This is a genomic window from Wolbachia endosymbiont (group A) of Brachyopa scutellaris, from assembly GCF_964026995.1.
GTDB classification, from domain to species: domain Bacteria; phylum Pseudomonadota; class Alphaproteobacteria; order Rickettsiales; family Anaplasmataceae; genus Wolbachia; species Wolbachia pipientis.
Genome location: NZ_OZ034720.1, coordinates 614928 through 638442 on the forward strand (window position 1 = coordinate 614928; position 23515 = coordinate 638442).

Here is a 23515-nt window from a genome sequence, read left to right on the forward strand (position 1 = left end):
AACTTAGCAGATAAATACAAAAAAGTATGAAATGGCTTGATATAGAAGATATTGTAGAAGCTCTGGAGGAAAAATTTCCAGATGAGAATATAATTAGTGTCAGATTCACTGAGCTTAAAAAAAAGGTCTTGAGTTTAGAGGAATTTGATGATGATGAAAAACGCTGTAACGAAAAAATACTCGAAGCTATTCAAGCAGCTTGGATTGAGGAAAGATTAACCGCATAGCAATAAACCATACGCAAACGTGATTTCTATTACAATTTGCATATTGATTATGCTATTTTTTGGATCTAGCCTGGCAAGTTAATAATAATTTAACCAATTACAATTAAAACAGCTATAAGGTTAATTATGAGGCAAAACAAAAATTTTTGAATGGAACGACTTACTTGACAAGTGCTACGTTGAGATAAATTTTACATAAAAATACTGCTTTTATGGTGTGAGGCTAGAGGTTTGTAAAGCAGTTAGAAGGTTGTCATCCCAGTGTCAGCTACACAACTGTACGAACATTTATTTTTGTTAAACACAGCAAATGGTGTCATGCCAGTGCTTGACACTGGCATCCAGCTTTTGATCGAAAATGTTGTATAGTGCACAATCAATTTTTCTGGATCCCAGTGTCTGAGCACACAACTGTACGAACGTTGTAGTTTGGGAGCAATTCCCACCAGTGGGGTGTCATCCCAGTGCCCAGACACTGGGATCCAGCTTCTATGCAACTTAATTAAAAACGTTTATTTTAGCGTAAGACAACTACCTTTAGCTCATCAGCTCAGTTATAAGCAAAATTTCTGGATTCCAGACTGGAATGACACCATTTGCTGTGCAATTTACCTTCAAAAATGAATGTTCGTACAGCTATGTGTCTGAGCACTGGGATGACATCCTCCCTGGTGGACTCAAATTACAATGTTCGTGCAGTACGCACTGGAATGACAGGGCTTTAAGAAATCCAATGTAGTGGTAAACCTTACTTATTTAGTTATACTAGAAACAAAACAGAAAAATGCTCAAACACAGCGGTCCAAAAAAATTAAAGTCTATAATTGAAAACTATGCATTAAAATGCATGAAAAATAAGATTAGTAAAAATGAAATACGTCTGATTTTAAACTGGCGAAATATAGTAGGGAAAGAAATAGCAGAGTGTACAAAACCGAAAAAGATCTCATATGCACAGAATATAAATTCGGGTGTGTTGCATCTGGTAGTAACAAATGGCAGTAAAGCATTGGAAATTCAGCATATGATTTCTCTTATAATAGAAAAAATTACGATATTTTTTGGTTATAAAGCAGTATATGGTATAAAAATTAAGCAAGAGAGTATTGACTATTTGACTATATAAGGTAATCTAAGTACATAGAATAATTTGGTATATTGAAGTGAGTAGAGTTTGTGAATTAACAAATAGAAAAAAATCTTTTGGTAATAAGGTATCACATTCAAATCGTAAAACAAAGCGTACCTTTCTTTTAAATTTGCATAAGGTTACGTTAACAAGTGATATATTAAATAAAAAGTTTAGATTTCGTGTAGCAACAAGAACTTTGAGAACTATAGATTACAAAGGTGATTTAGATGCTTTTTTGCTCAACACAAGAACGATTAAACTAAGTGAGAAAGCGCAGAAGATAAAAAGAAGGTTGAAAAAAGTTTTAGTAAAGCAAGAGGTAGAGTTAGCCGTTTCAGATGCATAGTAAGCCTCCATGGCTCAGAGCAAAAGCTCCGACCGGTGAAGTATTCAATGAGACCTTAAACATCGTTAAACTGCATAACTTACATACGGTATGTGAAGAAGCTGCATGTCCAAATATTGGTGAATGTTGGAATAAACGTCACGCTACTGTGATGATTCTCGGTTCTGTTTGCACTCGTGCTTGTGCATTTTGCAACGTTGCAACTGGCATTCCTGATAAGTTAGACCCTCATGAGCCAGAAAATTTAGCAAAAGCGATAAAAAAGTTGAACTTGAAGCATGTTGTTATTACTTCTGTTGATCGTGATGATTTACCAGATGGTGGCGCAAATCAGTTTATACAGTGCATAGAAGAAATTAGAAAGATAACTTCAGAAACAACAATAGAGATTTTAACTCCTGATTTTTTGAATAAGAAAGGAGCATTTGAAGCAATTGCTGTTGCATCACCTGATGTCTATAACCACAATATTGAAACAGTGCCGAGATTGTATGCAAAAATAAGACCACGAGCTCGCTATTTTCATTCACTATATTTGCTGAAGATGGTAAAGCAGATTAATCCTAAAGTTTTCACAAAGTCAGGGCTTATGGTTGGTCTTGGAGAAACAAAAGAGGAAATATTTCAGGTTATGGACGATTTGCGCAGTGCTGAGGTTGATTTTATTACAATTGGTCAATATCTACAGCCAACTCCAAAACATGCAAAACTTGATAGGTATGTTACCCCAGAGGAATTTGAGCATTATAAATACGTTGCTTACTCCAAAGGTTTCTTAGTGGTTGCATCAAGCCCACTAACTCGGTCATCATACCACGCTGAAGAAGATTTTAACAGGCTTAAGGCTTGTCGTTGACATTTGCGTTAATTCAAATTAATTTTTACTAATTATAAAGGAGTTGAGCGACTTTACGTAATGTCTACTATAAAAATCAAGAAGAAATCGCAATTAGTTAAAGAGGTATTCGACTCCGTAGCAAATCGCTACGACACCATGAATGATATAATGAGCCTCGGAATGCACAGATTGTGGAAAGATAAAATGGTAAATAGTGTGCATTTTACAAAAAACTCTAAGGTTTTAGATGTTGCTGGAGGAACTGGAGATATAGCAATAAGAATAGTAAGAAAAGAGCCAAGTGCTAAGGTTACAGTATGTGACATAAATCAAAATATGCTAAGCAGAGGACGTGATAAAGCTATAAATTCAAACCAAATTAATTTTGATTGGGTATGTGCGAATGCAGAAAGTTTACCATTTGAAGACTCCGAATTTGATTATTGCACAATAGCTTTTGGCATTCGAAACGTTTCTGACCGCAAGAAGGCTTTAAATGAGGCGCACAGGGTATTAAAACCACATGGGAAATTTATCTGCTTAGAATTTGCCCCTATGCACTATCAAAATGAGATATTTACCAAACTTTATGACTTATATTCATTTAAAGTAATTCCTAAAATTGGCAGCATAGTTGCTAAAGACAAGAGTTCTTATGAATATTTAGTGAAGAGCATTAGAGAGTTTCCAACTCAGGCTGATTTTAAAATGGAAATTGAAGAGGTAGGCTTTAAGAATGTTGAGTTTCATAATATGAGCTATGGAATAGTGGCATTACACATTGGAACAAAATGAATATTAAACTCTGGTATAGAACGCTGGATTATTATCTCATCCTTCCAGTGTTTTTTTTGCTCACTATAAGCTTCATTCTTGTTTATTCAGCAAGCCCTGTAATTGCGCAGCGTCTTTTTCTACCACAGGATTATTTTATACGGCGCCATACAATTTATATAGTCCTGTCACTAATTACCTTGGTGACATTTTCTTTTCTCAACACAAGAACTATACTTAACCTCTCGTTCGCAGGTTTCATTTTATTTACTATTCTAGTAGCAATTGCGATAATACTTGGTATAGAGGTAAAAGGTGCGAAACGATGGTTACATATTGTCAAAATTTCTGTTCAACCATCTGAGTTCGTAAGGCCATTTTTTTCTGTTGTTATAGCTAGTATCTTGGCCAGCGAAATGAGGTTTAAAATGCACATATCAATCATAATATTTCTGTTAGTTTTTGTGTTGTTACTTTTGCAACCTGATTTCAGTATGTCCATGCTTTTAACATATTCTTTTATTGGTCAAATGTTTATTGCATGTATACCATTTTTATACTTTCTATGCATAATAGGAATGGCCACAACTGGAACTACAATAGCTTACTTATGCCTCCCACATATAAAGCAAAGGATTTACAATTTTGTCTTTTTTACGCAGCGCGATAACTTTCAAGTCACAAAATCATTAGAAGCATTCAAAAGAGGTCAATTAACTGGAGTTGGACCTGGTGAAGGTAGCGTAAAAACCTCTCTTCCTGATTGTCATACAGATTTTGTGTTTTCTGTTTTAGCAGAAGAATTTGGTTTGATTACGTGCTTAGCCACATTGATGTTATTTGGTATCATTTCTGCCCGCTTGCTTTACGTTGCATATAGGGAAAATGAATTATTTAATCTGTTAGTGATTCTCGGTATCTCAATGCAATTCATCACACAATTCATAATAAACATAGGGGTAACATTGAGTGTTTTTCCTACCACCGGCATAACCCTGCCGTTACTTAGCTATGGTGGTTCTTCTCTTTTATCTTCGAGCATCGCACTTGGCATAATGCTGTCTTTCAGTAGAAACGAAGCTATCGCATTAAAGTTTCGTGAGCGTGTTATGCTTGGAAGACATGCTGTAGACTAATGCCATACCTTTTCCCTTTCCCCTGAAACTAGAATCTATATACTTAACTTTAGAAACTTTAAAATACGATGCGATCTAATATTAGGCAGTTATTTTACTATATAAAGCCTAATCTATCTTATTTCATCATAGCTTTTATTGCAGTTTTATTTTCAGCCTTAACGATCCTCCTCTTTGGCAGAGGCTTAAACGATATAATTGATTCTGTCACAGAGCACGATTTTACTACCAAACTATTAGTTGCAATACTTATAGTTTTAGCCATTTCTCTCACTGCATTTACTCGGTTATATTTCATTGGCATTGGCAGCGAGAAAGTTATCGCAAGAATCAGATATGACTTATATAGCAGTATCACTAACTTGCAACCAAGTTTCTTTGAGAACACAGGCGTACAAGATGTTATCTCAGCGTTAGTTACTGATACATCTGTGTTGCAATCAATAATAAACAGCAGCTTACTAACCATATTACGAAATTTTGTGATTCTGATTGGTAGTGTTGCTATGTTATTGTATACAAATATACAACTAACTGCGTATGCAGCCGCAATAATACCTATACTACTCATTATCATGACCTCACTTGGAAAAAAAGTGCGTAGCTATGCACGCTTTGCCCAGGATAAATTAAGTGAGCTTGCGTCATTTAGTGAGGAAAATTTTAGATCTATAGTGACTATCAAATCGTTTGTACTCGAAGAAAATGAAAAAACCCGTTTTAAGGAGTATTTAAACTCAGTATCAAAATCATACGTAAAATTAGTACTCTTGCGTGCTATTCTAGTAACTCTAGTTATCACGTGTGTGATAGGTTCACTAGTTGTTTTGCTCTTTTTTGGTATTAAAGAAGTCTTAAGCAATAATATAACTATTGGAAAACTCTCCTCATTTGCGTTTTATTCAGCGCTCGCAGCAGGAGCTATAAATAATTTGAGCGGTAATATCAGTGATTTACAACGAGGTCTTGGAATAGTAGAGCGTTTATTTGAATTTAAAAATATGAAAAGCTCTATAGCAGATCCCGATGATCCTATAAAAATTTGTAGTGTTCAAAAGGGAATTTCGTTTAATGGTGTAACATTTTTTTATGCTGATAAGCCAGCATTAGATAACGTATCATTTTCTATAGAGGCAGGTCAAGCAGTATCAATTGTTGGACCATCTGGCAGTGGTAAAAGCACCATTTTAAAGCTTCTGCTCCGTTTTCATGATCCAAACAAAGGTAGCATTACTATCGATGGGCACAATATTAAGTCAATTGCGCTAAATGACCTCAGATCGTTGTTTGGCTTAGTGCCACAAGATCACATGATATTTTCTTGCTCAATAATGGAAAATATACTATATGGCAAACCAGGTGCCGAATATGAGGAAGTGAAGCAAGCAGCCATCAGCGCTTATGCAATGGAATTTATTGATAAGCTGCCTGACAAATTTGATACATTTGTAGGAAAAAGAGGATTAAAACTTTCTGAAGGACAAAAACAGCGTATTATAATAGCAAGAGCCATACTCAAAAACCCTCAGGTTTTAATACTGGATGAAGCAACCTCTGCCCTTGATTACAAAAGTGAGAACCTCGTGCAAAAAGCATTGAGCAAGTTAATGCAAAACAGAACAACAATCGTAATTACACACAGGCTATCAACCGCACTCAAGACTGACAAGATTATAGTAATTAATCATGGAAAAGTAGAAGAAGTAGGAACTCATGACTCTCTAATGAGTAAAGACGGGCTGTATGCAAAACTGGCGAAGATACAGTGGAATTGAAAGAAAATTTAAATCATACCGTTAGTTGATATGCTAGATTTATAATTAAAATTATTAAATTTTTAATCATTTTAATTTATAATAATCTCATAGTATTTTTTAAAGGATCATTATGGTTTATAATTATAGTCATTTACCAAAACTACCATGTACGGCTTTTAATTCGCCAGCATCAGTTTCACCAGCACCAGTATCGAACTGTGCACAAGCTTGTGCACCTGCATACGCACCTTGTGCTACTAATTCGTGCCACAATCATTTTAACTCATATCATAACTATTATGACACATGTCATAATCCTTGTGATGAATTTGGGTTTCTTTATTAGAAGATTGTTTTTAAACAACTCATAAACGCACGTCTAGCTATACGTGCTTCCAAGAGCACATGGGTGTTATTCAACCCATGTGTTTCATATTTTGTTTGAGAAGATAAGCAATTGTTATTCACAGTAACCATATATTACAATTTATTTCAGCAACACGACTAATTTGACTACTGACAGCTTCTTCTTGGAATCTTATCATTATTCTACCATAGTAAAACTTTTAACTCTAATACCTGCTACATTAAAGTCGTATTTTGAAATGTACTGTAAGTTAAGGATTTTGTATATGCTAATTTTAGCCTTAAAATTATTAAATCATTAACTTTTTTATCCTATAATAATCCAATAGTTGCTTTTTAAAGGATTTTTATGACTTACAATTTTTCTTCGTATCCACGTATGGATTCATGTACTCCTGTACGCACAGCTTGCATAACTGACCCACGGTACCATCATAACTTTGACCCACGTTGCCATAACCGCTTTGACTCGCGGCATGATGGACTCGAATTATAGCATTTCTCATAATAGTCCGAACAGGTCATAGGAAGGCAGAATCAACAGCACGACGAAAGGATTCGAATAGAGGAATGTTTTTCCTGGCTCTGTTTTTTATAGCAAACCAATGATGCTCAATTTTGTTGAAATCTGGAGAATAAGGCGGCAGATACAAAATTTCTGCACCAACCCCTTTAGCAAGCTCGATAATCTTATCAGACTTATGAAAAGTAGCATTGTCAAGAATGACAGTCTGTCCAGGTTCCAAGATCGGTGTCAAAAATTGCTCAAACCATCCATTAAAAACATCCATATTACAGTGGCCTTCAAAGGTTAACGGAACAATTATCTTTCTTCCACTTAAGGCTGCAACCATACTGATTCGTTGAGTTTTCTTTCCAGATTTTAAGGCATAAAACCGCTGTCCTTTCTGGCAATATCCGTAGGGGTAGTCTTCGGTGTTATCAATGCCAGACTCATCTATATACACTAAGTTTTTAGGTTCTTTTGTCGCTATAATTTTCAAAAATTCAGCACGTTTTTCTTCGTTTCTTTCCTTGTATCCATATGTCTTTTTTTGCGCGTAAATCCAATTTTTTTAAGGGCTCGATAGATCGTTTGGATACTAACGTTGTTCCAAAGTTTAGCCATTTCCGATAGAGTCTTTCCTCCGTGTTCTCTGGCAAATTTGGCAAAGGTATCCCAGTCGGTAATTTTGTGATTGTAACCCCCATTTCCAAGTTTTTTTGATTGAAAGTCTCCTGTTTCTTTTCTTCTTTGCTGCCACTCCCATAAAGTAGTTCGTCCAATCTTAAATCTTGCTGCCACTGTTTCTCTGCTTTCTCCTTCGTCTAGCGCTTCCATTGCTTTTTTTCTTAAATCATAACTATATGCTGCTGGCATTCAACCTCCTTATCATCATCTATCCTTATCCTATCACATCCGGACTTTTATGGAAAGAGCTATAAATATACAGCTCCCCGAATTCGATTTAAATATACCACCTTGTCCTGCTTGTCCTGATACTGTTTGTCCCCCTGCTCCTGCTTGTCCTGCTTGTCCCCCTTGTCCACAAGTTAAGCCTGAACCTGAATCTAAAACAATCGTTGATCTTTCAAAGCTTGTAACAACGGTCAATCCAATAACTGATGATATTATTGATATTGAGACCCAAAAGCCAACAGGCTACAAGTTTAAAGAATGTGCAGAAATTATTCAGAATGCTAAAAACAACCTTCAGGTTATAGATGGTAAACTTGTGGGCAGTTGTGAAAACAATTCTGTATGTGATAAATGTGTAGAAGTAATAAACTCTTCTATATTAGATGCAAAAAGTGCTGAAGCCTTTTTTTCTACCCACAATATGTCAGTGTTAGAAGGCACTGTTCATATTATATAAAAGTAATACAGTGTGTACATTGTTAGTACACACTTCCATCTTATGGTTAATTTTTTAATAATTTTATTTACTAATGGAGATATTTTATGCCAACGAATACTTTTTCTTGTCCGAATCAAAAAAATGCAAATCATGTACGTATATTGCCACTTGATACGTGCTATGTCAGTGATATGTTGAAAATTAATTTGTTCACAAAGTTGGATGATTGTAAAGTCAATAAGAGTAAGTTGATTTATGATAAATGTGGTAAAGATCTTAAGTGTAAGATTGATGATAAGACTATGAATGAACTGAAAAAATGTTTTAAGTTTGAGATTGATGATAAGACTAAAAATGAACTGAAAGAAAATATTAAGAATGAACTGGAGAAAGGTCTTAAGTTTGAGATTGATGATAAGAATAAGAATGAACTGAAAGAAAATATTAAGAATGAACTAGAGAAAGGTCTTAAGTTTGAGATTGACGATAAGACTAAGAATGAACTGAAAGAAAATATTAAGAATGAACTAGAGAAAGGTCTTAAGTTTGAGATTGACGATAAGACTAAGAATGAACTGAAAGAAAATATTAAGAATGAACTAGAGAAAGGTCTTAAATTTGAGATTGGTGATAAGACTAAGAATGAACTAAAAGAAAATATTAAGAATGAACTGGAGAAAAGTCTTAAGTGTGAAATTGATGACAAGACTAAGAATGAACTAAAAGAAAATATTAGGAATGAACTGGAGAAAAGTCTTAAGTTTGAGATTAGTGATAAGACTAAGAATGAACTGAAAGAAAATATTAAGAATGAACTAAAGAAAGAGAAAGAGCCTGATGATGTTAAAGAACCTGATGGTGTTAAAGAACCTGATGATGTTAAAGAACCTGATGCTGGTAATGATGGTTACAGCGAAGGTATGGCTTTCTCTTACCATGGTTACGGCAACGACTTAATATAAACTCTGATCCAGGAAGATAAAATAGTTAAGATAAACCTTCAACTAGTCCCACTTATTCGCTATATTGTTGGAGATTTTCATAGTTTTTCTAGTTGATGAACATTTTCAAGCAGGTTTCCTCTCTAATTTCCAGCAAATTAAACGAGTTGAAGCAAAGGGGTATTATAAGCACGAATGCAACAAACTTTATCGTAGAGCCTCCAAGCAATAGAGCGCATGGAGATATTTACACAAACATTGCCATGGTACTTGCAAAGCATGAAAAGAAGAATTCAGTTGAGATTGCAGGGATCTTAGCAGGAGAATTTAAATCTTTTGATGAAGTTGCAAAAGTGGAAATAGCAGGCCCTGGTTTCATCAACATGCACTTAAAAATAGAAGTGTGGCATGGAATTTTAAAACAAATAAATGAGCTAAAAACAGAGTTTGGCACCCTAGATATAGGGAACAATCAGGCCATTAATGTTGAATTTGTATCTGCAAATCCAACTGGTCCACTGCATATTGGTCATGCAAGAGGGGCAGTATTTGGTGACGTTTTGGCAAATTTATTGAAAAAAGTTGGTTATAAAGTTACTAAGGAATACTATATTAATGATGCTGGAGCGCAGATAGATACGCTAATTCGGTCAGTATATTTGCGGTATAAGGAAGCTCTGGGAGAAAAAATCAGCATCGAAAAAGGTTTATACCCAGGTGAATATTTAAAACCAATAGGGACTGGGCTGGCCAAAAAATATGGCGCAGAGCTTCTAGAAAAGCAAGATAATCAAGTGATTAGAGACTATACTTTAAGTTCTATCTTAGAAATCATAAAGGAAGACATGAACTTACTTGGAGTAAATCATGATGTTTTTACTTCAGAGTATGAGCTACAAAGAAGTGGCAAAATTGAAGAGAGTATAAAGATATTGTCTGACAAGGGTCTAGTGTATGAAGGGTACCTGGAGAAACCAAAAGGCAAAGAAAGCGAAAATTGGACTTCCAGAAAAGAGATGCTATTTCGCTCTACAAAATTTGGTGATGACGTTGACCGTGCATTGAAGAAAGAGGACGGCAGTTGGACTTATTTTGCCTCGGATATCGCTTACCATTTTGATAAGATATCGCGTGGTTTTAACAATATGATCGTAGAGCTTGGTAGTGACCACGGCGGTTATGTCAAAAGACTCAAAGCAGTCGTCTCTGCGCTCAGTGATGATCAAGCAAAAATAGAGGTAAAACTGCATAATATTGTGAATTTTTTCGAGAACGGCAAACCTGTTAAGATGTCCAAAAGATCAGGAAACTTCCTAACAGCAAGAGATGTAGTGGAAGAAGTTGGCAGGGACATAACTCGTTTTATAATGCTAACACGCAAGAATGATATGGTCTTGGACTTTGATTTTGCTAAAGTTAAAGAACAGTCAAAAGACAACCCTATTTTTTACGTGCAATATGCGCATGCTCGTGCTCATTCGTTAATGCGTAATGCTCCAAAAGAGCTCCCAACAGCAGATCCTTCACTTTTAAGGACAGGTGGAGAGTTCTTCCTCATAAAAACCTTAGCAAAGTGGCCAGATGTGGTAGAAATTGCAGCAAGGCTTTGTGAGCCACACAGAATTACTTTCTACTTACTTGAAGTTGCAGAAGCGTTTCACGTTTTATGGGGGTATGGCAAGAGTGATTTAAACATGCGTTTCATACTGGAAGACAACTTAAACCTCACCGCTGCAAGAATGTTTCTCGTGCAGGCCTTAGCACACGTCATCGCTTCTGGACTTTCTATCTTCAATATAGAGCCTTTGGAAGAGATGAGTTGATTTTTTTATGCAAGATTGTTTTTTCAACGAATAGAGAAGTTGACAAAATTAAGTAAAAATGTTATAGTTTATAGTAGTATTTTCTGGTTAATATATGGCTCACAGTCAAAAAAAGCTCAATGTTAATGTAAGTTTTGACAGTAAATTGGCTCAGTATCTTACAGAAATGGCAGAGACTCAAAATAAAACTATTCCTGAAGTTTTAGTAGATTTAGTGGAAGAAGAGTTCGAAGAAGATGTAGAGCTATCCAAAATAGCTGACGATCGCCTCTCTGAAGGTGAAGAAGAAGTAGAGGATGATGAAAACATCTGGAAATAAAACTTACACTATAAAATTCTTAAAAAATGTTGTTGAAAAAGAAATTCCAGCTCTTCCGGCAAAGATTAAATTAATGGTTCAGGAGGCCATAAAGAAACGCCTTACAGTTGATCCTTTTAATCTAGGAAAGCCTTTATGTCATAGCTTTAGAGGGCAATATAGGATAAGGGTTAGCAACTACCGTATAATTTACATCATAAATCATTCAGAACGTAAAGTACTTATTACTGCAGTGGGGTATAGAAAAAACATTTACAAACACAGAAGATTACACAATTAAAAATATAAGAAAGATCTCACCGCTGCAACTTGTCCAAGCCTTAGCACACGTCATTGCTTCTGGACTTTCTATCTTTAATATAGAGCCGTTAGAAGAAATGAGTTGATTTTTTTTTGTTACAATATGTAATGATCAAAATATTATTCAAAGTAGGGTAAAGTTATGACGATCAGTTTTAGGGAGTATTCAACTGTATTCACTGAAGTTGCGGAACAGACAGATTTAAATGGAAATAACATAATTGAAAGAATAAAAGGGCATTAGCATAGATCCCGCTAACAAGCAGCGGGATGACGGTTGTCAGGGTGTCAGGCTAGTACCTTCTCTTGTCATCCCAGTGCCCAGACACTGGGATCCAGAAAAGTTTGCTTGTGAACAAGCAAACTAGCATGGAAAGTGGTTACAACATTTTCGATGAGATTATATGGAAAACTGTATTCCAGTGTCAAGCACTGGAATACATCACAGGGGCACTGGAATGACACCCTTTACGGGCTCTTAAATTGCAACTATAAATGTTTAAGAAATTTACCAAATGAAAAAAAAGGCAAAAGAAGCCCCATGGTGGTTGGCTATTTACTATGTACTAAAATATCGGCGTTTTTTTTATTCTAAAACGCTTGATTAAGAGCGATTTAGCTGCTTTTATAGCTCTTTCCATAAAAGTCCGGATGTGATAGGATAAGGATAGATGATGATAAGGAGGTTGAATGCCAGCAGCATATAGTTATGATTTAAGAAAAAAAGGAATGGAAGCGCTAGACGAAGGAGAAAGCAGAGAAACAGTGGCAGCAAGATTTAAGATTGGACGAACTACTTTATGGGAGTGGCAGCAAAGAAGAAAAGAAACAGGAGACTTTCAATCAAAAAAACTTGGAAATGGGGGTTACAATCACAAAATTACCGACTGGGATACCTTTGCCAAATTTGCCAGAGAACACGGAGGAAAGACTCTATCGGAAATGGCTAAACTTTGGAACAACGTTAGTATCCAAACGATCTATCGAGCCCTTAAAAAAATTGGATTTACGCGCAAAAAAAGACATATGGATACAAGGAAAGAAACGAAGAAAAACGTGCTGAATTTTTGAAAATTATAGCGACAAAAGAACCTAAAAACTTAGTGTATATAGATGAGTCTGGCATTGATAACACCGAAGACTACCCCTACGGATATTGCCAGAAAGGACAGCGGTTTTATGCCTTAAAATCTGGAAAGAAAACTCAACGAATCAGTATGGTTGCAGCCTTAAGTGGAAGAAAGATAGTTGTTCCGTTAACCTTTGAAGGCCACTGTAATATGGATGTTTTTAATGGATGGTTTGAGCAATTTTTGACACCGATCTTGGAACCTGGACAGACTGTCATTCTTGACAATGCTACTTTTCATAAGTCTGATAAGATTATCGAGCTTGCTAAAGGGGTTGGTGCAGAAATTTTGTATCTGCCGCCTTATTCTCCAGATTTCAACAAAATTGAGCATCATTGGTTTGCTATAAAAAACAGAGCCAGGAAAAACATTCCTCTATTCGAATCCTTTCGTCGTGCTGTTGATTCTGCCTTCCTATGACCTGTTCGGACTATTATGAGAAATGCTATAACTTGCAACTAACCTACACCGCAAGTGTTTGAGAAATTTACTAAGCAGGAAAAAAGGCAAAGAATCCCCAGGGTAGCCAGTATTCAAATTCTCCCTTGTTCTATTTGACGTCTTTTGATGTCTTGAACAGCGCGTTTCGGCTTGTATAGCTAGAAGTTTTATAAAGACATGAGGTGCACATAGTGCAAAAAATTAAACATGAGACGCCAAATACGTTGAGTTTTTTTGTCATTTAATCTGTACAGAGAAGATAAATAAATAGCTTCAGTTTCATGATAAGGGGGTTGGCGAAGGGTGTCAAGTAATTCCGTTCCTTATGGGTAAAAAAAGAGAAACTCTAAGTTGCAGCCGCACAATATTTCTCTTTTCTGCTGTTGATGATTATTTCGCCTATTGTAACTGCCGCTAGAATAAAGCAATAATATACCTGTGTTAATAAAGAAATAGGTGATACAGAGGCGATGCTACCTGCTAGCAATAGTTGGGAACCATAAGGTAAGATACCTTTTGTAGCACAAGCAAAAACATCTAATAAGTATGCGCTGCGATGTGGCGCAATACTGTGTTTTTGTGCAAGCCTTTTTGCAATGCCACCACTTAGTAAAATAGCAATGGTATTATTGGCAACTAAGGTAGTAAACATAGACGCAATTCCTGCTATCACAAATTCAGCTTTAGTTTTTGTGATATTGCTTTCATCGATGAGTTTATGCAACGCTTTTTGACCTTGCTTGTACATTATATGGCTCAATCCACCGATAAATAGAGCAAATATCACTATTTCGTTTACTTTTTTGAAACCGTCATACACGTCATGAGGAAATTGAATGATAGCATAGTCAAAAAAAGTTATTCCTAGCACACCAGCAATAATTATGTTTATAGTTATTGTTACTAAAGTGGCGACTTCAAGCAGCCCCATGATTATTAAAAAAATGTAAGGAATAATTTTTATTATAGAATAATAATCTAAATTTGATATAGAAATAATTTTTGTACTATTTGAGGCAACTGCTAGGTAGATGAGTGTTATAATGCTGGCAATAAGTGCAACTTTAGAGTTCATTTTAAGTTTATCTTTTGCTGAAGCTTCCTGTGAAGAAACAGATGCAATGGTGGTATCAGATATCATCGAAAGGTTATCGCCAAACACGGCACCACCTACTACAGTTGCAGTTCCTATTTCGAGACCAAAAGCTCCACTTTTTGCCAGATTAACAGCTATAGGTACCATCAGCGCAACAACTCCCATAGATGTGCCAATTGCAGTTGAAATAAAAGCAGAAGCCAAAAATACTCCAGGCAGCAGTAATCTTGCTGGAAGGAAATTAAGAATTAAATTAGCAACAGTGTCTGCGCTACCGATTGATTGAGTCACCGCAGAAAATGCTCCAGAAAATAAAAAAATTAAACACATAGTAAGGGTGTTTTTGTCACCCATGCCCTTGATAACAGTATCGATGTTATGCTGAATTTTATTTGTACCACGTGAGACAGCAAAAAATAGTGCTGGTAATAAGCAGATTACTGGTGAAACCTGATGAAGTGGATTATCAGTTCCGATAAAAGAAAAATAAGCACCACTTCCAAGATACAAGATTAAAAAAATAATCAAGGGGACAAAAGCTGTCATTTTACTGTACCTAAAGTTATAACTATAACTAATTAAGTGGTTTTAAGCAAGTTTGGTTTTCACTAGTTCTACAGGAAGTCAATAGCAGAGTTTTAAACTTCATATTTAATCTACTAAATAAATAGCACATGTAGCTTATTGCTTGACAATAGGATCTAATTGTTGTCTAGATTCCAGCATCACGCGCACAACTGTACGAACATTTGTTTGCGAAGAAATGTTATAGCTGGTTTTGCCTCAAACACAAAGATGTCATCCGAGTAGCTGACTACTTGGATCCAGAAAATTTTGCTGCGAGTAAGCAAATTTGTTTGGTGAGCATAGAAAGTGGAATGTGTAAGCGCAGCCTCAACAGGGTGTCATCCAAGTAGCTGACTACTTGGATCCAGATTGGATACTGAGTTGGTGAGTATAAAAGTATAGCTAACGCGAGCTTTACGTCATACCGCCGCAGAATAATTAACCGTCATACCGCGATTCATTCGCAGTATCCCTTCGCGGTATCCCTTAGCCGCTAACAAGCAGCGGGATGACGAGCTTATCGTCATGCCACCGCGAACCGTCATGCCGTTGCGAACCGTCATACCGCGATTCATTCGCGGTATCTCTAGATCCCGCTAACAAGTAGCGGGATGACGGTTGTCGTTTAGCCATAAATATTTAAGAAATTTACTAAATGAAAAAAAGGCAAAGAAAACCCGTGCTAGTTATTCACTCTCTATTTTAAAATTTGACGTTGGGTGATGTCTTGAACAGCGCGTTTCAGCTTGTATAGGTAAAAACCTAGAAGTTTTATAAAGACATAAGGTGCACATAGTGCAAAAAATTAAACATGACACGCCAGATATACTAAGTTTTTTTGTCGTTTTATCTGCACAGACTGAAGATAAATAAATAGCTTCAGTTTCATGACGTCCAGTACAATGTTGCAAATTAAAAATCTCTCCATCCTGTGCTGGTTCTTCGATTCTAAACGCCACTTCTACCTGGTCATAACCAATCTGAATTCGTTCTACTAATGCTTTAATGATGCCACGCTTAGTTTGCCAATCTAGCTGTTCCAAATTAGATTTTACACTGGAATAAAGACTCTTTATACTGTTGATGATAAGGTTCATTCCCTTCTCTATCGCTTTTTGATCAACTACCTTTTTCTTCTCTTCTTCTATCCCTCTTAAGCGTTCCCTCATTCTTTTCATCGTCTGTTTAAATTCTTCCTCACTTATATATCCTTTATCTCCTACATTTTCTTGACTATAATAGTCTTCCATTAACTTTTCGATGCCTTGTTTTATTTGATTTTCTCTTCTTGCAAGCTTCTTATCTGATGATTCATCATTTTTATTTTCTGCAATTCTACGGTGATACTCATTTTTTATTATCTCTGGGTTTTTTAGTAAATTTTTCACCTTTTCCCATATAGCTGTTTCTAACATATCTGTACGGACCAATTTATTAGTACACTTCTCCCTACCATCAGTAATACGTATAGTACTACTACAGCGATAATAGCTAAACTTTTTTCCCTCAACTCCACATTGTGCACCACTATACGCATATCCACAGTTTTGACACACAACTAGACCTTGTAATAGGTATTTCTTTTTTCCTCCCTCTCTCTGCATCCTTGCTCTTTTTCTATTTTCATCCAGTTGCTTTTGTACTTTATTAAATAACCCTTCATCAACTATTTTTGGTACTGGTATATAAATCCAGCTGTCCTCATCTGTGCGACAGATAGAAATCTTTTGTTTATTTCTTTCTCTTTTTTCAACCCTCTTTAATTTACCAAACGCTGCTTGTCCTTTATATGCTGGATTTCTTAACACCTTCCAAATTATTATTGGACACCACACCTTCTTTCCAGTTCTTGTTCTAATTGACTTATCTCTTAGTCTACGTATCACTTCCCTTATACTTATTCTCTCTTGCCCTACCCACATGAATATCTGCTTTACTATTTTTGCTTCCTCTTCATTTATTTCAAACTTTGTCTTTTCTCTATCTACATGCTTTATACGATTATAACCAAAAGGTGCAATGCCAATTACACTTACACAGCCTTTTTTTGCTCTATGGAGTTTTCCCCTACGACTACGTTCCATAATCTTTGTACACTCATATTCTGCCACTAATCCTTGCATTCCCAATAACAATTTAGACTCTGGATTATTTTCAGTCTTATGATTTAAGAATATTACTTCTACTCCTGCTTTTTCAAATTCATCAAGTAGTATCATTTGATGTGCAGATTTTCTTGATAGTCGGTCAGGTGAATGAATATAAATTTTATCAATTTGATCTTCTCCTACTTTATCACGTAATGCATCTAAACCTTCACGTTCTAAACTCCACCCACTAAGCCCATCATCCTTAAATTCATACTCATTCAATAACTCATGCTTATCTGCAGCAATTCTATGCTTGAGCTCGGCAATTTGACTCTCTATTGTATTGTTCTGCGCTTGACTCTTCGATGAAACTCTTGCATATAAGGCCACTGTTATCATTTTTCTTTATCTCCTTTTCATTGTTTCTTTTTACCGCATACCTTAGTAACAGCTCATAGGCGTCTGCTAGATGTTGTTCCGCTAATTCATCTGGCTCGTATCGGCAAGTTAATGTTCTTTTTCTCATAGTTTCTCCTGCAAATGTTTTTGTAGTGCAAGGAGCCTTACCACTCCTTTTTTCCATCAATCCATTTACTCTTATGAAAAAGACCAACTTTTATCAGCTACAGCCTTCAAATTTGGTCTAGCCCTTCCTTTACCAACTGCTGTTGCGCTTTCTGATACGACTCTTATTTTTTTAACAAACTTTCCATTTTCTCTGTTTCTTTCTTTAATACCTCGGCTATTTCTTTGCTATTTTTCGCATAATCCATCGCTATCATTCCAAATTTATCCGCTTGCTCTATTTCTCCTCCAGCTTTTACCAGCTCCTCCACTATTTCTTTTTCACCTACCATGCACGCAAGGTGTAGAGGTATGCATTTATTTCCATATTCCTCAGCATTTACGTCTGCTCCTGATTTTATCAATTCCCTCACGATTTCTAGACGTTTCTCCGTTACCGCTAGGTGCAGTGCTGTGTATCCTTTCACATCTGCTGCATTCACATTCACTCCTTTTTCAACTAATAACTTCACTGTTTTTGCGTCTACTGCATAATGCAGAGCTGTTCTTTCCTTCTCGTCTCTTTCATAAATATTTTCATATGAGTTCTCTAATAATTCTTTTGCTGACTTATTAAATTTGCCAAGCTTTAACATAATCCACCTCACCTTTTCTTTAAATTTAAATCCCTCTTTTAAACCTTCCTTTTCGCTACCTCATCTATCATTTCGTTCACTTGGCTCATTATTTTGCTTGCTAAATTTTTACATTCTTCCTTTATCAGTGATTTGTCTCTCTTCCTTATTTCTTCTATCTCTATTATTTTTAACTCCGGCAAATAACTCCCATTCAACATGTCTGCTATTTCTCCCACTAGCCTCTCTATTCCATAGCATGTCAGTTCTCTATTTTTTATTACTCCTCCTTTTTCTCTCAAAAATTTGCTTGCCTTTTCACTTTCTTTGCTATCACACAGAGAATACTTTTCACTTTCCCAGATGTAATACATTGGTGTTGCACCATATTTATTCAGTTGATTAACTTCAGCTCCCGCTTTTACTAGCTCTTTTATTATTTCAACTCCTGCTCCTCCTATTTTGCATGCAGAGTGCAATGGCGTACATCCACTGACATATTGAGTGGCATTTACTTCTGCTCCTTCCCTTAGCAGCACTTTTACATTTTCTAAGCTTTTTGCAAATACTGCACAGTGTAGTGGTGTATAACCATTTTTATCTCTTGCATTTACCTCTGCCCCTTTTTTTATTAATAACCTCACTGTTGTGTAATCGGAGATTTCTAACGCTTGATGCAAGATCGTCTCTCCTTCTTCATTTCTTTTATTAATGTTTTTAAACCCGTTACTTGATACTTCTTTAAAAAACTTACTCTTGCTAAAACTCATTTCATACCTCACAAAATTAGCTTTTCTAGCGCCAGACAAATTTCTTATATTTACCTGCTGCTATTCAAGTCATGTCCTTTTTAGCATGAGAAAGCAAGTCCTTTTCTTTTTATTTCATACACTTTTACCTATTATTAATATAATATATGAGGATCTAAATATAAGTGCTTAACTTATTAGAGATATTATTCGACTATCTTTCCAACTTCTGTGCAAATGTCGATGTTCGTGCCACTTCAGTACTCCCGGGTAAAATACTAAAATGTGCTTTTCTAATTCGTGTATTGAGTCTTTTTGCTCTGAATCTAAATCGTTTTTATAGTAAACGTTGTGTTCTGCTAAAACATATTTTCTGACCTTCTGATCTGTATAATTTTCTACTTTATAGTTGTGAGTAACGCTAAATCTTTCTAAAATTGGCTTGTGTTTTAAATTCCAATATTGCCCTGAAAGTTTATCGCTTCCCAATACAAATTTATTTCCTCTTTCTTCTACGCTACTAACTGGAAAGCACGTATTTATGTCTCCTAAATCCCAACTGTCTGATAATACTATCTGCGCTTTTGCAAATTTAATCGATGGTAATAAACTCTGTGGTAATGGATATAGTGCTTTTAAGTTGTACCACAAATGATTTCTTTCATAAATACCGTTATAATTCTTTGTGTGAGGCTCTGTTTCTCCAAGGATTGCTACATCTAGGCGATATATATCATTGCTTAAAGCTCGTTCATAATGATCGCGTAGATAGTTTTCTATAATCCTAATAACTGGACCACTAGACCTGAAAAAATTTACTCTTCCAAATGATAACACTGGTCCATCTTTTTCTATTTTTACCCCTGAATAATCAGAAAGAAGATCTCCAAATAAACTCTCATCCAATATAAATCTCTGCACATTATAATAATCGTTAAAAATCCTCATCAACCTCGATCTTACAGGCAGTGATAGTTTTGCCAGCTCTACTACTGCATCTACGAAGAAGTCATTTGGTACCTCTTTTATCCCTACTTGCAACTCAAAAAAGTGTTTACCGGGTGGTTCTTCGATGATTGTAATGTCTTCTATATTTGCCCACTTGAGTGCTATTTTAAGTGATTTAGGTGTTCCTCGCAGTCTTTGAAATTTTACTCCTTCTACTACTGCTTTTCTTCTATCTTTTACCCAGCGTAGTATTTCTTCTAAACCATATTCTTCTATTATCCACGGCAATGTTTCTTCTTCCAATCTAAATTTAAATCCTCTAATACAGCTTGGATCAACCTTATAATCTATCGCATCTACTAGCGCTTTTTCCTGTTTTGTTGCATTTGGTGGCAATAACATTAATTCAACTCAATCTTTAAATTTTTCAAATTTGCAGATTCATTTCCCAGAACCACAACATCCTCTCTTGGCTCGATCAATTCCACATTTTCTACACCATCTACAAATAGATTCGCTATTATCCATGATCTTGTTACACTCCACCCTAATCTTTTTGCTAATTCAAACTTCTTAATAAACTGCTTCTTGATTTCTTCCTCTGATATTACAGGACTCATGCTCATTCTGCTGTGAATATCTATTTCCGTAATATTGCAACCAATTACTGTTATCGTATCTGTTAAAACCCTTATATCATCTCTAGTAACCTGCTTTTTTACAATTTCTAGTAGTTCTTCTGACACTATGCCAGTTGTGGATAATTGTGTTGATAAGATTGAAATTTGTACTTTCCCTGGTATAGGTGATTCTACTAATGCATCTTTTACTCTACTATCTGCTGACAGTGCCTGATAACGATAATACTCTTTACTTCCTCCTGTACTCCAGCCTTTTATTTTTGCTTTTATTCTTTTTCTAAATCGTTCGTCCTCTTCTTCTTTTTCTCTCTCTACTCCATAAAATTCAGCTAAATTACCAAGATCTTCTCCCGTTGCAAATTTTAGTAAATTACTTTTTACAGCTTCATTTATTCTTTCTCTGAGTAACAACTCTCTCCATGCTGCCACCTCCAGAATCTTTATCGCTGGATCACTTTCAACTAATGCTGTAAAACTTGTGTCTCGATTTACTAACTCTTCTTTCATTCTCGAAAATATTTCCTCATAGCTTAGTTTTTCAATAATATTAGATGTTTGCATTTCTAAACAACTACTCCACTAATATTTATGAACTTGCCTTCTGAAAGATACATACCTTCAAGTACAAGAGTCATTTTTCCTTCTTTAGCTTCAGCAATCTTTACTTTTTCTAACTTAAATCTCTTCTCAAATTTCCCCAGTGCTTCTGCTGTTGCTGCATAGATCTTCAAAGTAAAATCTCTACTGATTGGTTTATCCACTAATTCAAATAATCTTGAGCCATAATCTCTCCTCATTATTCTACTGTTAATAGGAGTGGTCAGTATATCAATTATCGACTGCTTTAAGTGCTCTATTCCTTCTAACGTTTTTCCTGTTTTAGCATCCATACCCTTCATTTCTATTTTGCAAAGACGCTTTCACTGCCTTTTATTACTTTAAACCCACATGAAACTATATCTCCTACTCTTCCTACACCAAGACCATTTGCAAACACTGTTTTTGATCCTTCAGTTAATGCTCTTCCTTCACTAAAACTGTCTCCTTGTCTACACATTGACTTACCGTTTACAAAAACATTATTACTTCCGCTAATGCAGAAATGTGGTATAGCTTCTCCACAGTAGTCTCCTAACCTCACTATTCCTTTGTTCAATTTAAGTCGATCCTTTCTGCTTTCAGTTTTATTCCACTTTTTGTCATTTCTATGCTCGATTCCCCAGCTTTCAGTGTTATTTTATCTACTACTTCAATCTCTAAATGATGTTTTTCCTTATCATATAACAATCTTGTTCCATCTTGAAACTTCACACTATTTATTTCTTTTTTATTCTCTGGTGCAGGGTATTTTTCCTGATATATTCCTCCTAATACCACTCCTAATGATAGTTCACCAAGAGGAGAAAATATCATAACCTGTTCATCAATATCTGGCGGAGACCAATCTCTATCTTTTCCTGCTTTACTTGTTATCCACGGTAAATAATCTGTTAAAAATTCTCCTATTTTCACTCTTACTTTTGCTTTTTCATAATCTATTTCTTTTACAATTCCTATACGAATAACGTTTGCTAGCTTCCTATTCAGCTCTGAAATCGCAAAACTATGATCCAACATTTATATTTCCTACGTTTATTGTATGTGGTTTAATTTTCCCCTCTTCCCATACTGATTTACCTAAATGAAGCTGATGACTCCAATCAACCATCCACACTAAATATGCATCGAGCTCTGGCCTAAATCCGTCAATTTCCGCAGAGATAAATTCTCCTGGTGAAACATTTTCCACATTCCAAGTATTTTTATTTACTACTCTCGCAACCTCAGCAGCTAATGTTCTAACAACTACCGAGGAATCCTCTACTGTTCCATCAACTACAATCCTCGCCTCAAACCTGGCTTTCAATGCTAATTCATCAGTACCTGCATCTTTACCTGGTTCTAAACTTGTTAGTTCTACAAACACCGCTGGCGCTACTAATTCTTTCCTTATTGCTGGATAAATTTCACATGTCTGTATAGCCAGTATTTCTTCCTTCAGTGTGCTGCAAATTGCTTTATGTAAATCTTTCCAGAACTTTGTCATGCATATAATTTAACTCATGTAATGTATAAAATATTTTTCAAATACCTTTTCAACTTCATAATTAACAAGATTCCCTATTATCCTTGAAGCCTCAGGTTCGAGTGGCAACTTAACTTCCTTTATTGGCAATGCTGCCCTTCCTTCACGTTTAAACATACCGCTATTTCCTTTTGGCATAACTGCTGCAAATCCTCCTATAAACTCATGCTTTCCTACTTTCGATCCTCTTCTTGTTTTTTGTATTTTGCCAATTGTCGATGCTCTAATGTCGTAGAGATTTGCTCTAATTAACACTTCTAATCTGCTTGTTTTTGCTTTAAAAATTCTTAATCTCTTTCTTATCAAACTTAATTTTATTCTCTTTTCCTCACTAATTTCCTTAGCTGCTTTTGATTTTAGCCATATTGCTGTTTTGTTTAATGCACTCACCGTCACTTTTTCCACTTTTTTCCTTTCAGCATCTATACTTTGTATAATACTACCGGTGTTAATACGCATTTATACTCCTGACGCTCGAATTTTCCATACCATTCCTGAATTATCTTGCAGTGGTGGAGAATATACTTTATATTTACGGTCACCTATAACAAAAATATCTCCTACAATTGGCTGCAGTACATCAAACGCACTTATTTCCAACACTAAAGTTTCTCCTACAAATTGCCCTTCACCAATCTCGTATAATTTATCTGGCTCTTGCTTTAACACCTGTACCATATATGACTTATCCTTTGATTTATATAAAGCCACTTCTCCTAAATGGGCAAAACAATCTTCTAATAATCGCTTAATATTCTCTTGCATATTTCT

General features: G+C 35.6%; 32 protein-coding genes. 16 read left to right on the plus strand and 16 right to left on the minus strand.

The annotated features are described in order from the left end of the window. Nucleotides 1-26: 26 nt before the first annotated feature. Nucleotides 27-227, plus strand: coding sequence for a Fe-S cluster assembly protein IscX (iscX, locus tag AAGD93_RS03080; RefSeq protein WP_341819837.1), 201 nt, complete (start codon nucleotides 27-29; stop codon nucleotides 225-227). 242 nt (nucleotides 228-469) lie between these two features. Here iscX and AAGD93_RS03085 read toward each other — a convergent pair whose 3' ends face one another. Further along, nucleotides 470-703 carry a WPE palindromic element domain-containing protein gene (locus AAGD93_RS03085; RefSeq protein WP_341819838.1) on the minus strand — a complete coding sequence of 78 codons (234 nt, stop codon included), beginning with the start codon at nucleotides 701-703 and terminating at the stop codon, nucleotides 470-472. On the opposite strand from AAGD93_RS03085, the gene AAGD93_RS03090 reads away from it, so the two are divergent. The 7 genes from AAGD93_RS03090 (at nucleotide 681) to AAGD93_RS03120 (ending at nucleotide 6228) form a co-directional block, all read left to right on the plus strand. Then, nucleotides 681-851 (plus strand): hypothetical protein, encoded by a 171-nt coding sequence (locus tag AAGD93_RS03090; protein ID WP_341819839.1) that lies wholly within the window; start codon nucleotides 681-683, stop codon nucleotides 849-851. The genes AAGD93_RS03085 and AAGD93_RS03090 overlap by 23 nt on opposite strands. Before the next feature lie 160 nt (nucleotides 852-1011). After that, nucleotides 1012-1353: a DUF721 domain-containing protein gene (locus AAGD93_RS03095; protein ID WP_064125521.1), complete on the plus strand. Its 342-nt coding sequence runs from the start codon at nucleotides 1012-1014 to the stop codon at nucleotides 1351-1353. A 37-nt stretch (nucleotides 1354-1390) separates the two neighbouring features. Further along, the gene (rpmB, locus tag AAGD93_RS03100; protein ID WP_006279619.1) at nucleotides 1391-1705 is read left to right on the plus strand and encodes a 50S ribosomal protein L28; all 315 of its coding nucleotides are present in this window, start codon (nucleotides 1391-1393) and stop codon (nucleotides 1703-1705) included. Further along, nucleotides 1698-2561 (plus strand): lipoyl synthase, encoded by an 864-nt coding sequence (gene lipA, locus AAGD93_RS03105; protein ID WP_264702646.1) that lies wholly within the window; start codon nucleotides 1698-1700, stop codon nucleotides 2559-2561. Before rpmB ends, lipA begins: the two co-directional genes overlap by 8 nt. A 60-nt stretch (nucleotides 2562-2621) precedes the next feature. Next, a complete protein-coding gene (ubiE, locus tag AAGD93_RS03110; RefSeq protein ID WP_341819840.1) occupies nucleotides 2622-3338 on the plus strand; it encodes a bifunctional demethylmenaquinone methyltransferase/2-methoxy-6-polyprenyl-1,4-benzoquinol methylase UbiE in 717 nt (238 codons plus the stop codon). Beyond that, on the plus strand, nucleotides 3335-4453 hold the full coding sequence (locus tag AAGD93_RS03115) for an FtsW/RodA/SpoVE family cell cycle protein (protein WP_341819841.1): 1119 nt from the start codon (nucleotides 3335-3337) through the stop codon (nucleotides 4451-4453). The genes ubiE and AAGD93_RS03115 overlap by 4 nt, the downstream gene beginning before the upstream one ends. 68 nt (nucleotides 4454-4521) lie before the next feature. After that, nucleotides 4522-6228: an ABC transporter ATP-binding protein gene (locus AAGD93_RS03120; RefSeq protein ID WP_341819842.1), complete on the plus strand. Its 1707-nt coding sequence runs from the start codon at nucleotides 4522-4524 to the stop codon at nucleotides 6226-6228. A 129-nt stretch (nucleotides 6229-6357) separates the two neighbouring features. Here AAGD93_RS03120 and AAGD93_RS03125 read toward each other — a convergent pair whose 3' ends face one another. Both AAGD93_RS03125 and AAGD93_RS03130 read right to left on the minus strand, forming a co-directional pair. Next, nucleotides 6358-6483: a hypothetical protein gene (locus AAGD93_RS03125; RefSeq protein WP_256469370.1), complete on the minus strand. Its 126-nt coding sequence runs from the start codon at nucleotides 6481-6483 to the stop codon at nucleotides 6358-6360. Between the two features lie 614 nt (nucleotides 6484-7097). Then, nucleotides 7098-7957 (minus strand): IS630 family transposase gene (locus AAGD93_RS03130; RefSeq protein ID WP_341819843.1). Its coding sequence is split into 2 segments (ribosomal slippage): nucleotides 7098-7633 and nucleotides 7633-7957, totalling 861 coding nucleotides; the frame shifts between segments, so codons are not numbered across the junction. Between the two features lie 49 nt (nucleotides 7958-8006). Here AAGD93_RS03130 and AAGD93_RS03135 point away from each other — a divergent pair. The 7 genes from AAGD93_RS03135 (at nucleotide 8007) to AAGD93_RS03165 (ending at nucleotide 13368) form a co-directional block, all read left to right on the plus strand. After that, entirely contained in the window at nucleotides 8007-8453 is a 447-nt protein-coding gene (locus tag AAGD93_RS03135) for a hypothetical protein (protein ID WP_341819844.1), read from the plus strand. 86 nt (nucleotides 8454-8539) lie between these two features. Next, the gene (locus AAGD93_RS03140) at nucleotides 8540-9397 is read left to right on the plus strand and encodes a hypothetical protein (RefSeq protein ID WP_341819846.1); all 858 of its coding nucleotides are present in this window, start codon (nucleotides 8540-8542) and stop codon (nucleotides 9395-9397) included. Between the two features lie 95 nt (nucleotides 9398-9492). After that, the gene (gene argS, locus AAGD93_RS03145) at nucleotides 9493-11199 is read left to right on the plus strand and encodes an arginine--tRNA ligase (RefSeq protein ID WP_341819847.1); all 1707 of its coding nucleotides are present in this window, start codon (nucleotides 9493-9495) and stop codon (nucleotides 11197-11199) included. Between the two features lie 94 nt (nucleotides 11200-11293). Next, nucleotides 11294-11518 (plus strand): hypothetical protein, encoded by a 225-nt coding sequence (locus AAGD93_RS03150; RefSeq protein WP_010962565.1) that lies wholly within the window; start codon nucleotides 11294-11296, stop codon nucleotides 11516-11518. Continuing rightward, nucleotides 11496-11798 (plus strand): type II toxin-antitoxin system RelE/ParE family toxin, encoded by a 303-nt coding sequence (locus tag AAGD93_RS03155; protein WP_341819848.1) that lies wholly within the window; start codon nucleotides 11496-11498, stop codon nucleotides 11796-11798. Before AAGD93_RS03150 ends, AAGD93_RS03155 begins: the two co-directional genes overlap by 23 nt. A 326-nt stretch (nucleotides 11799-12124) precedes the next feature. After that, the gene (locus AAGD93_RS03160) at nucleotides 12125-12280 is read left to right on the plus strand and encodes a hypothetical protein (RefSeq protein ID WP_167513690.1); all 156 of its coding nucleotides are present in this window, start codon (nucleotides 12125-12127) and stop codon (nucleotides 12278-12280) included. 228 nt (nucleotides 12281-12508) lie between these two features. Beyond that, nucleotides 12509-13368, plus strand: a protein-coding gene (locus AAGD93_RS03165; protein WP_341819182.1) for an IS630 family transposase whose coding sequence is annotated in 2 segments (ribosomal slippage) — nucleotides 12509-12833 and nucleotides 12833-13368 — 861 coding nt in all. Because the reading frame shifts where the segments join, the coding sequence is not laid out codon by codon here. Between the two features lie 367 nt (nucleotides 13369-13735). Here the strand turns inward: AAGD93_RS03165 and AAGD93_RS03170 are convergent. Next, on the minus strand, nucleotides 13736-15031 hold the full coding sequence (locus AAGD93_RS03170) for a Na+/H+ antiporter NhaC family protein (RefSeq protein ID WP_341819849.1): 1296 nt from the start codon (nucleotides 15029-15031) through the stop codon (nucleotides 13736-13738). A gap of 203 nt (nucleotides 15032-15234) precedes the next feature. Here AAGD93_RS03170 and AAGD93_RS03175 point away from each other — a divergent pair, with 203 nt between their 5' ends. After that, nucleotides 15235-15402, plus strand: a complete 168-nt coding sequence (locus AAGD93_RS03175; protein WP_341819850.1) for a hypothetical protein — start codon at nucleotides 15235-15237, stop codon at nucleotides 15400-15402. Between the two features lie 336 nt (nucleotides 15403-15738). Here the strand turns inward: AAGD93_RS03175 and AAGD93_RS03180 are convergent, their stop codons facing one another. The 12 genes from AAGD93_RS03180 to AAGD93_RS03235 form a co-directional block, all read right to left on the minus strand. Further along, entirely contained in the window at nucleotides 15739-17541 is a 1803-nt protein-coding gene (locus AAGD93_RS03180) for a recombinase family protein (RefSeq protein WP_341819851.1), read from the minus strand. After that, the gene (locus AAGD93_RS03185; protein WP_017532679.1) at nucleotides 17450-17725 is read right to left on the minus strand and encodes a hypothetical protein; all 276 of its coding nucleotides are present in this window, start codon (nucleotides 17723-17725) and stop codon (nucleotides 17450-17452) included. The genes AAGD93_RS03180 and AAGD93_RS03185 overlap by 92 nt, the downstream gene beginning before the upstream one ends. Before the next feature lie 106 nt (nucleotides 17726-17831). Continuing rightward, nucleotides 17832-18302: an ankyrin repeat domain-containing protein gene (locus AAGD93_RS03190; RefSeq protein WP_264954074.1), complete on the minus strand. Its 471-nt coding sequence runs from the start codon at nucleotides 18300-18302 to the stop codon at nucleotides 17832-17834. Nucleotides 18303-18340: 38 nt separating this feature from the next. Continuing rightward, nucleotides 18341-19051 (minus strand): ankyrin repeat domain-containing protein, encoded by a 711-nt coding sequence (locus AAGD93_RS03195; protein WP_341819852.1) that lies wholly within the window; start codon nucleotides 19049-19051, stop codon nucleotides 18341-18343. A gap of 168 nt (nucleotides 19052-19219) precedes the next feature. Next, nucleotides 19220-20380, minus strand: coding sequence for a phage tail protein (locus AAGD93_RS03200; RefSeq protein ID WP_135352803.1), 1161 nt, complete (start codon nucleotides 20378-20380; stop codon nucleotides 19220-19222). Further along, nucleotides 20380-21180: a baseplate J/gp47 family protein gene (locus AAGD93_RS03205; protein WP_108784551.1), complete on the minus strand. Its 801-nt coding sequence runs from the start codon at nucleotides 21178-21180 to the stop codon at nucleotides 20380-20382. Before AAGD93_RS03205 ends, AAGD93_RS03200 begins: the two co-directional genes overlap by 1 nt. 2 nt (nucleotides 21181-21182) lie before the next feature. Then, nucleotides 21183-21518 carry a GPW/gp25 family protein gene (locus tag AAGD93_RS03210; RefSeq protein ID WP_015588269.1) on the minus strand — a complete coding sequence of 112 codons (336 nt, stop codon included), beginning with the start codon at nucleotides 21516-21518 and terminating at the stop codon, nucleotides 21183-21185. A 2-nt stretch (nucleotides 21519-21520) separates the two neighbouring features. Then, complete coding sequence (locus AAGD93_RS03215) at nucleotides 21521-21775, minus strand: PAAR domain-containing protein (protein ID WP_015588268.1); 255 nt, start codon at nucleotides 21773-21775, stop codon at nucleotides 21521-21523. Continuing rightward, a complete protein-coding gene (locus tag AAGD93_RS03220; protein ID WP_015588267.1) occupies nucleotides 21772-22236 on the minus strand; it encodes a phage baseplate assembly protein V in 465 nt (154 codons plus the stop codon). The genes AAGD93_RS03215 and AAGD93_RS03220 overlap by 4 nt, the downstream gene beginning before the upstream one ends. Further along, complete coding sequence (locus tag AAGD93_RS03225) at nucleotides 22223-22705, minus strand: hypothetical protein (RefSeq protein ID WP_015588266.1); 483 nt, start codon at nucleotides 22703-22705, stop codon at nucleotides 22223-22225. Before AAGD93_RS03225 ends, AAGD93_RS03220 begins: the two co-directional genes overlap by 14 nt. Nucleotides 22706-22714: 9 nt before the next feature. Continuing rightward, nucleotides 22715-23203 (minus strand): phage tail protein, encoded by a 489-nt coding sequence (locus AAGD93_RS03230; RefSeq protein WP_019236396.1) that lies wholly within the window; start codon nucleotides 23201-23203, stop codon nucleotides 22715-22717. Then, nucleotides 23204-23509: a hypothetical protein gene (locus AAGD93_RS03235; protein ID WP_015588264.1), complete on the minus strand. Its 306-nt coding sequence runs from the start codon at nucleotides 23507-23509 to the stop codon at nucleotides 23204-23206. Nucleotides 23510-23515 lie beyond the last annotated feature (6 nt).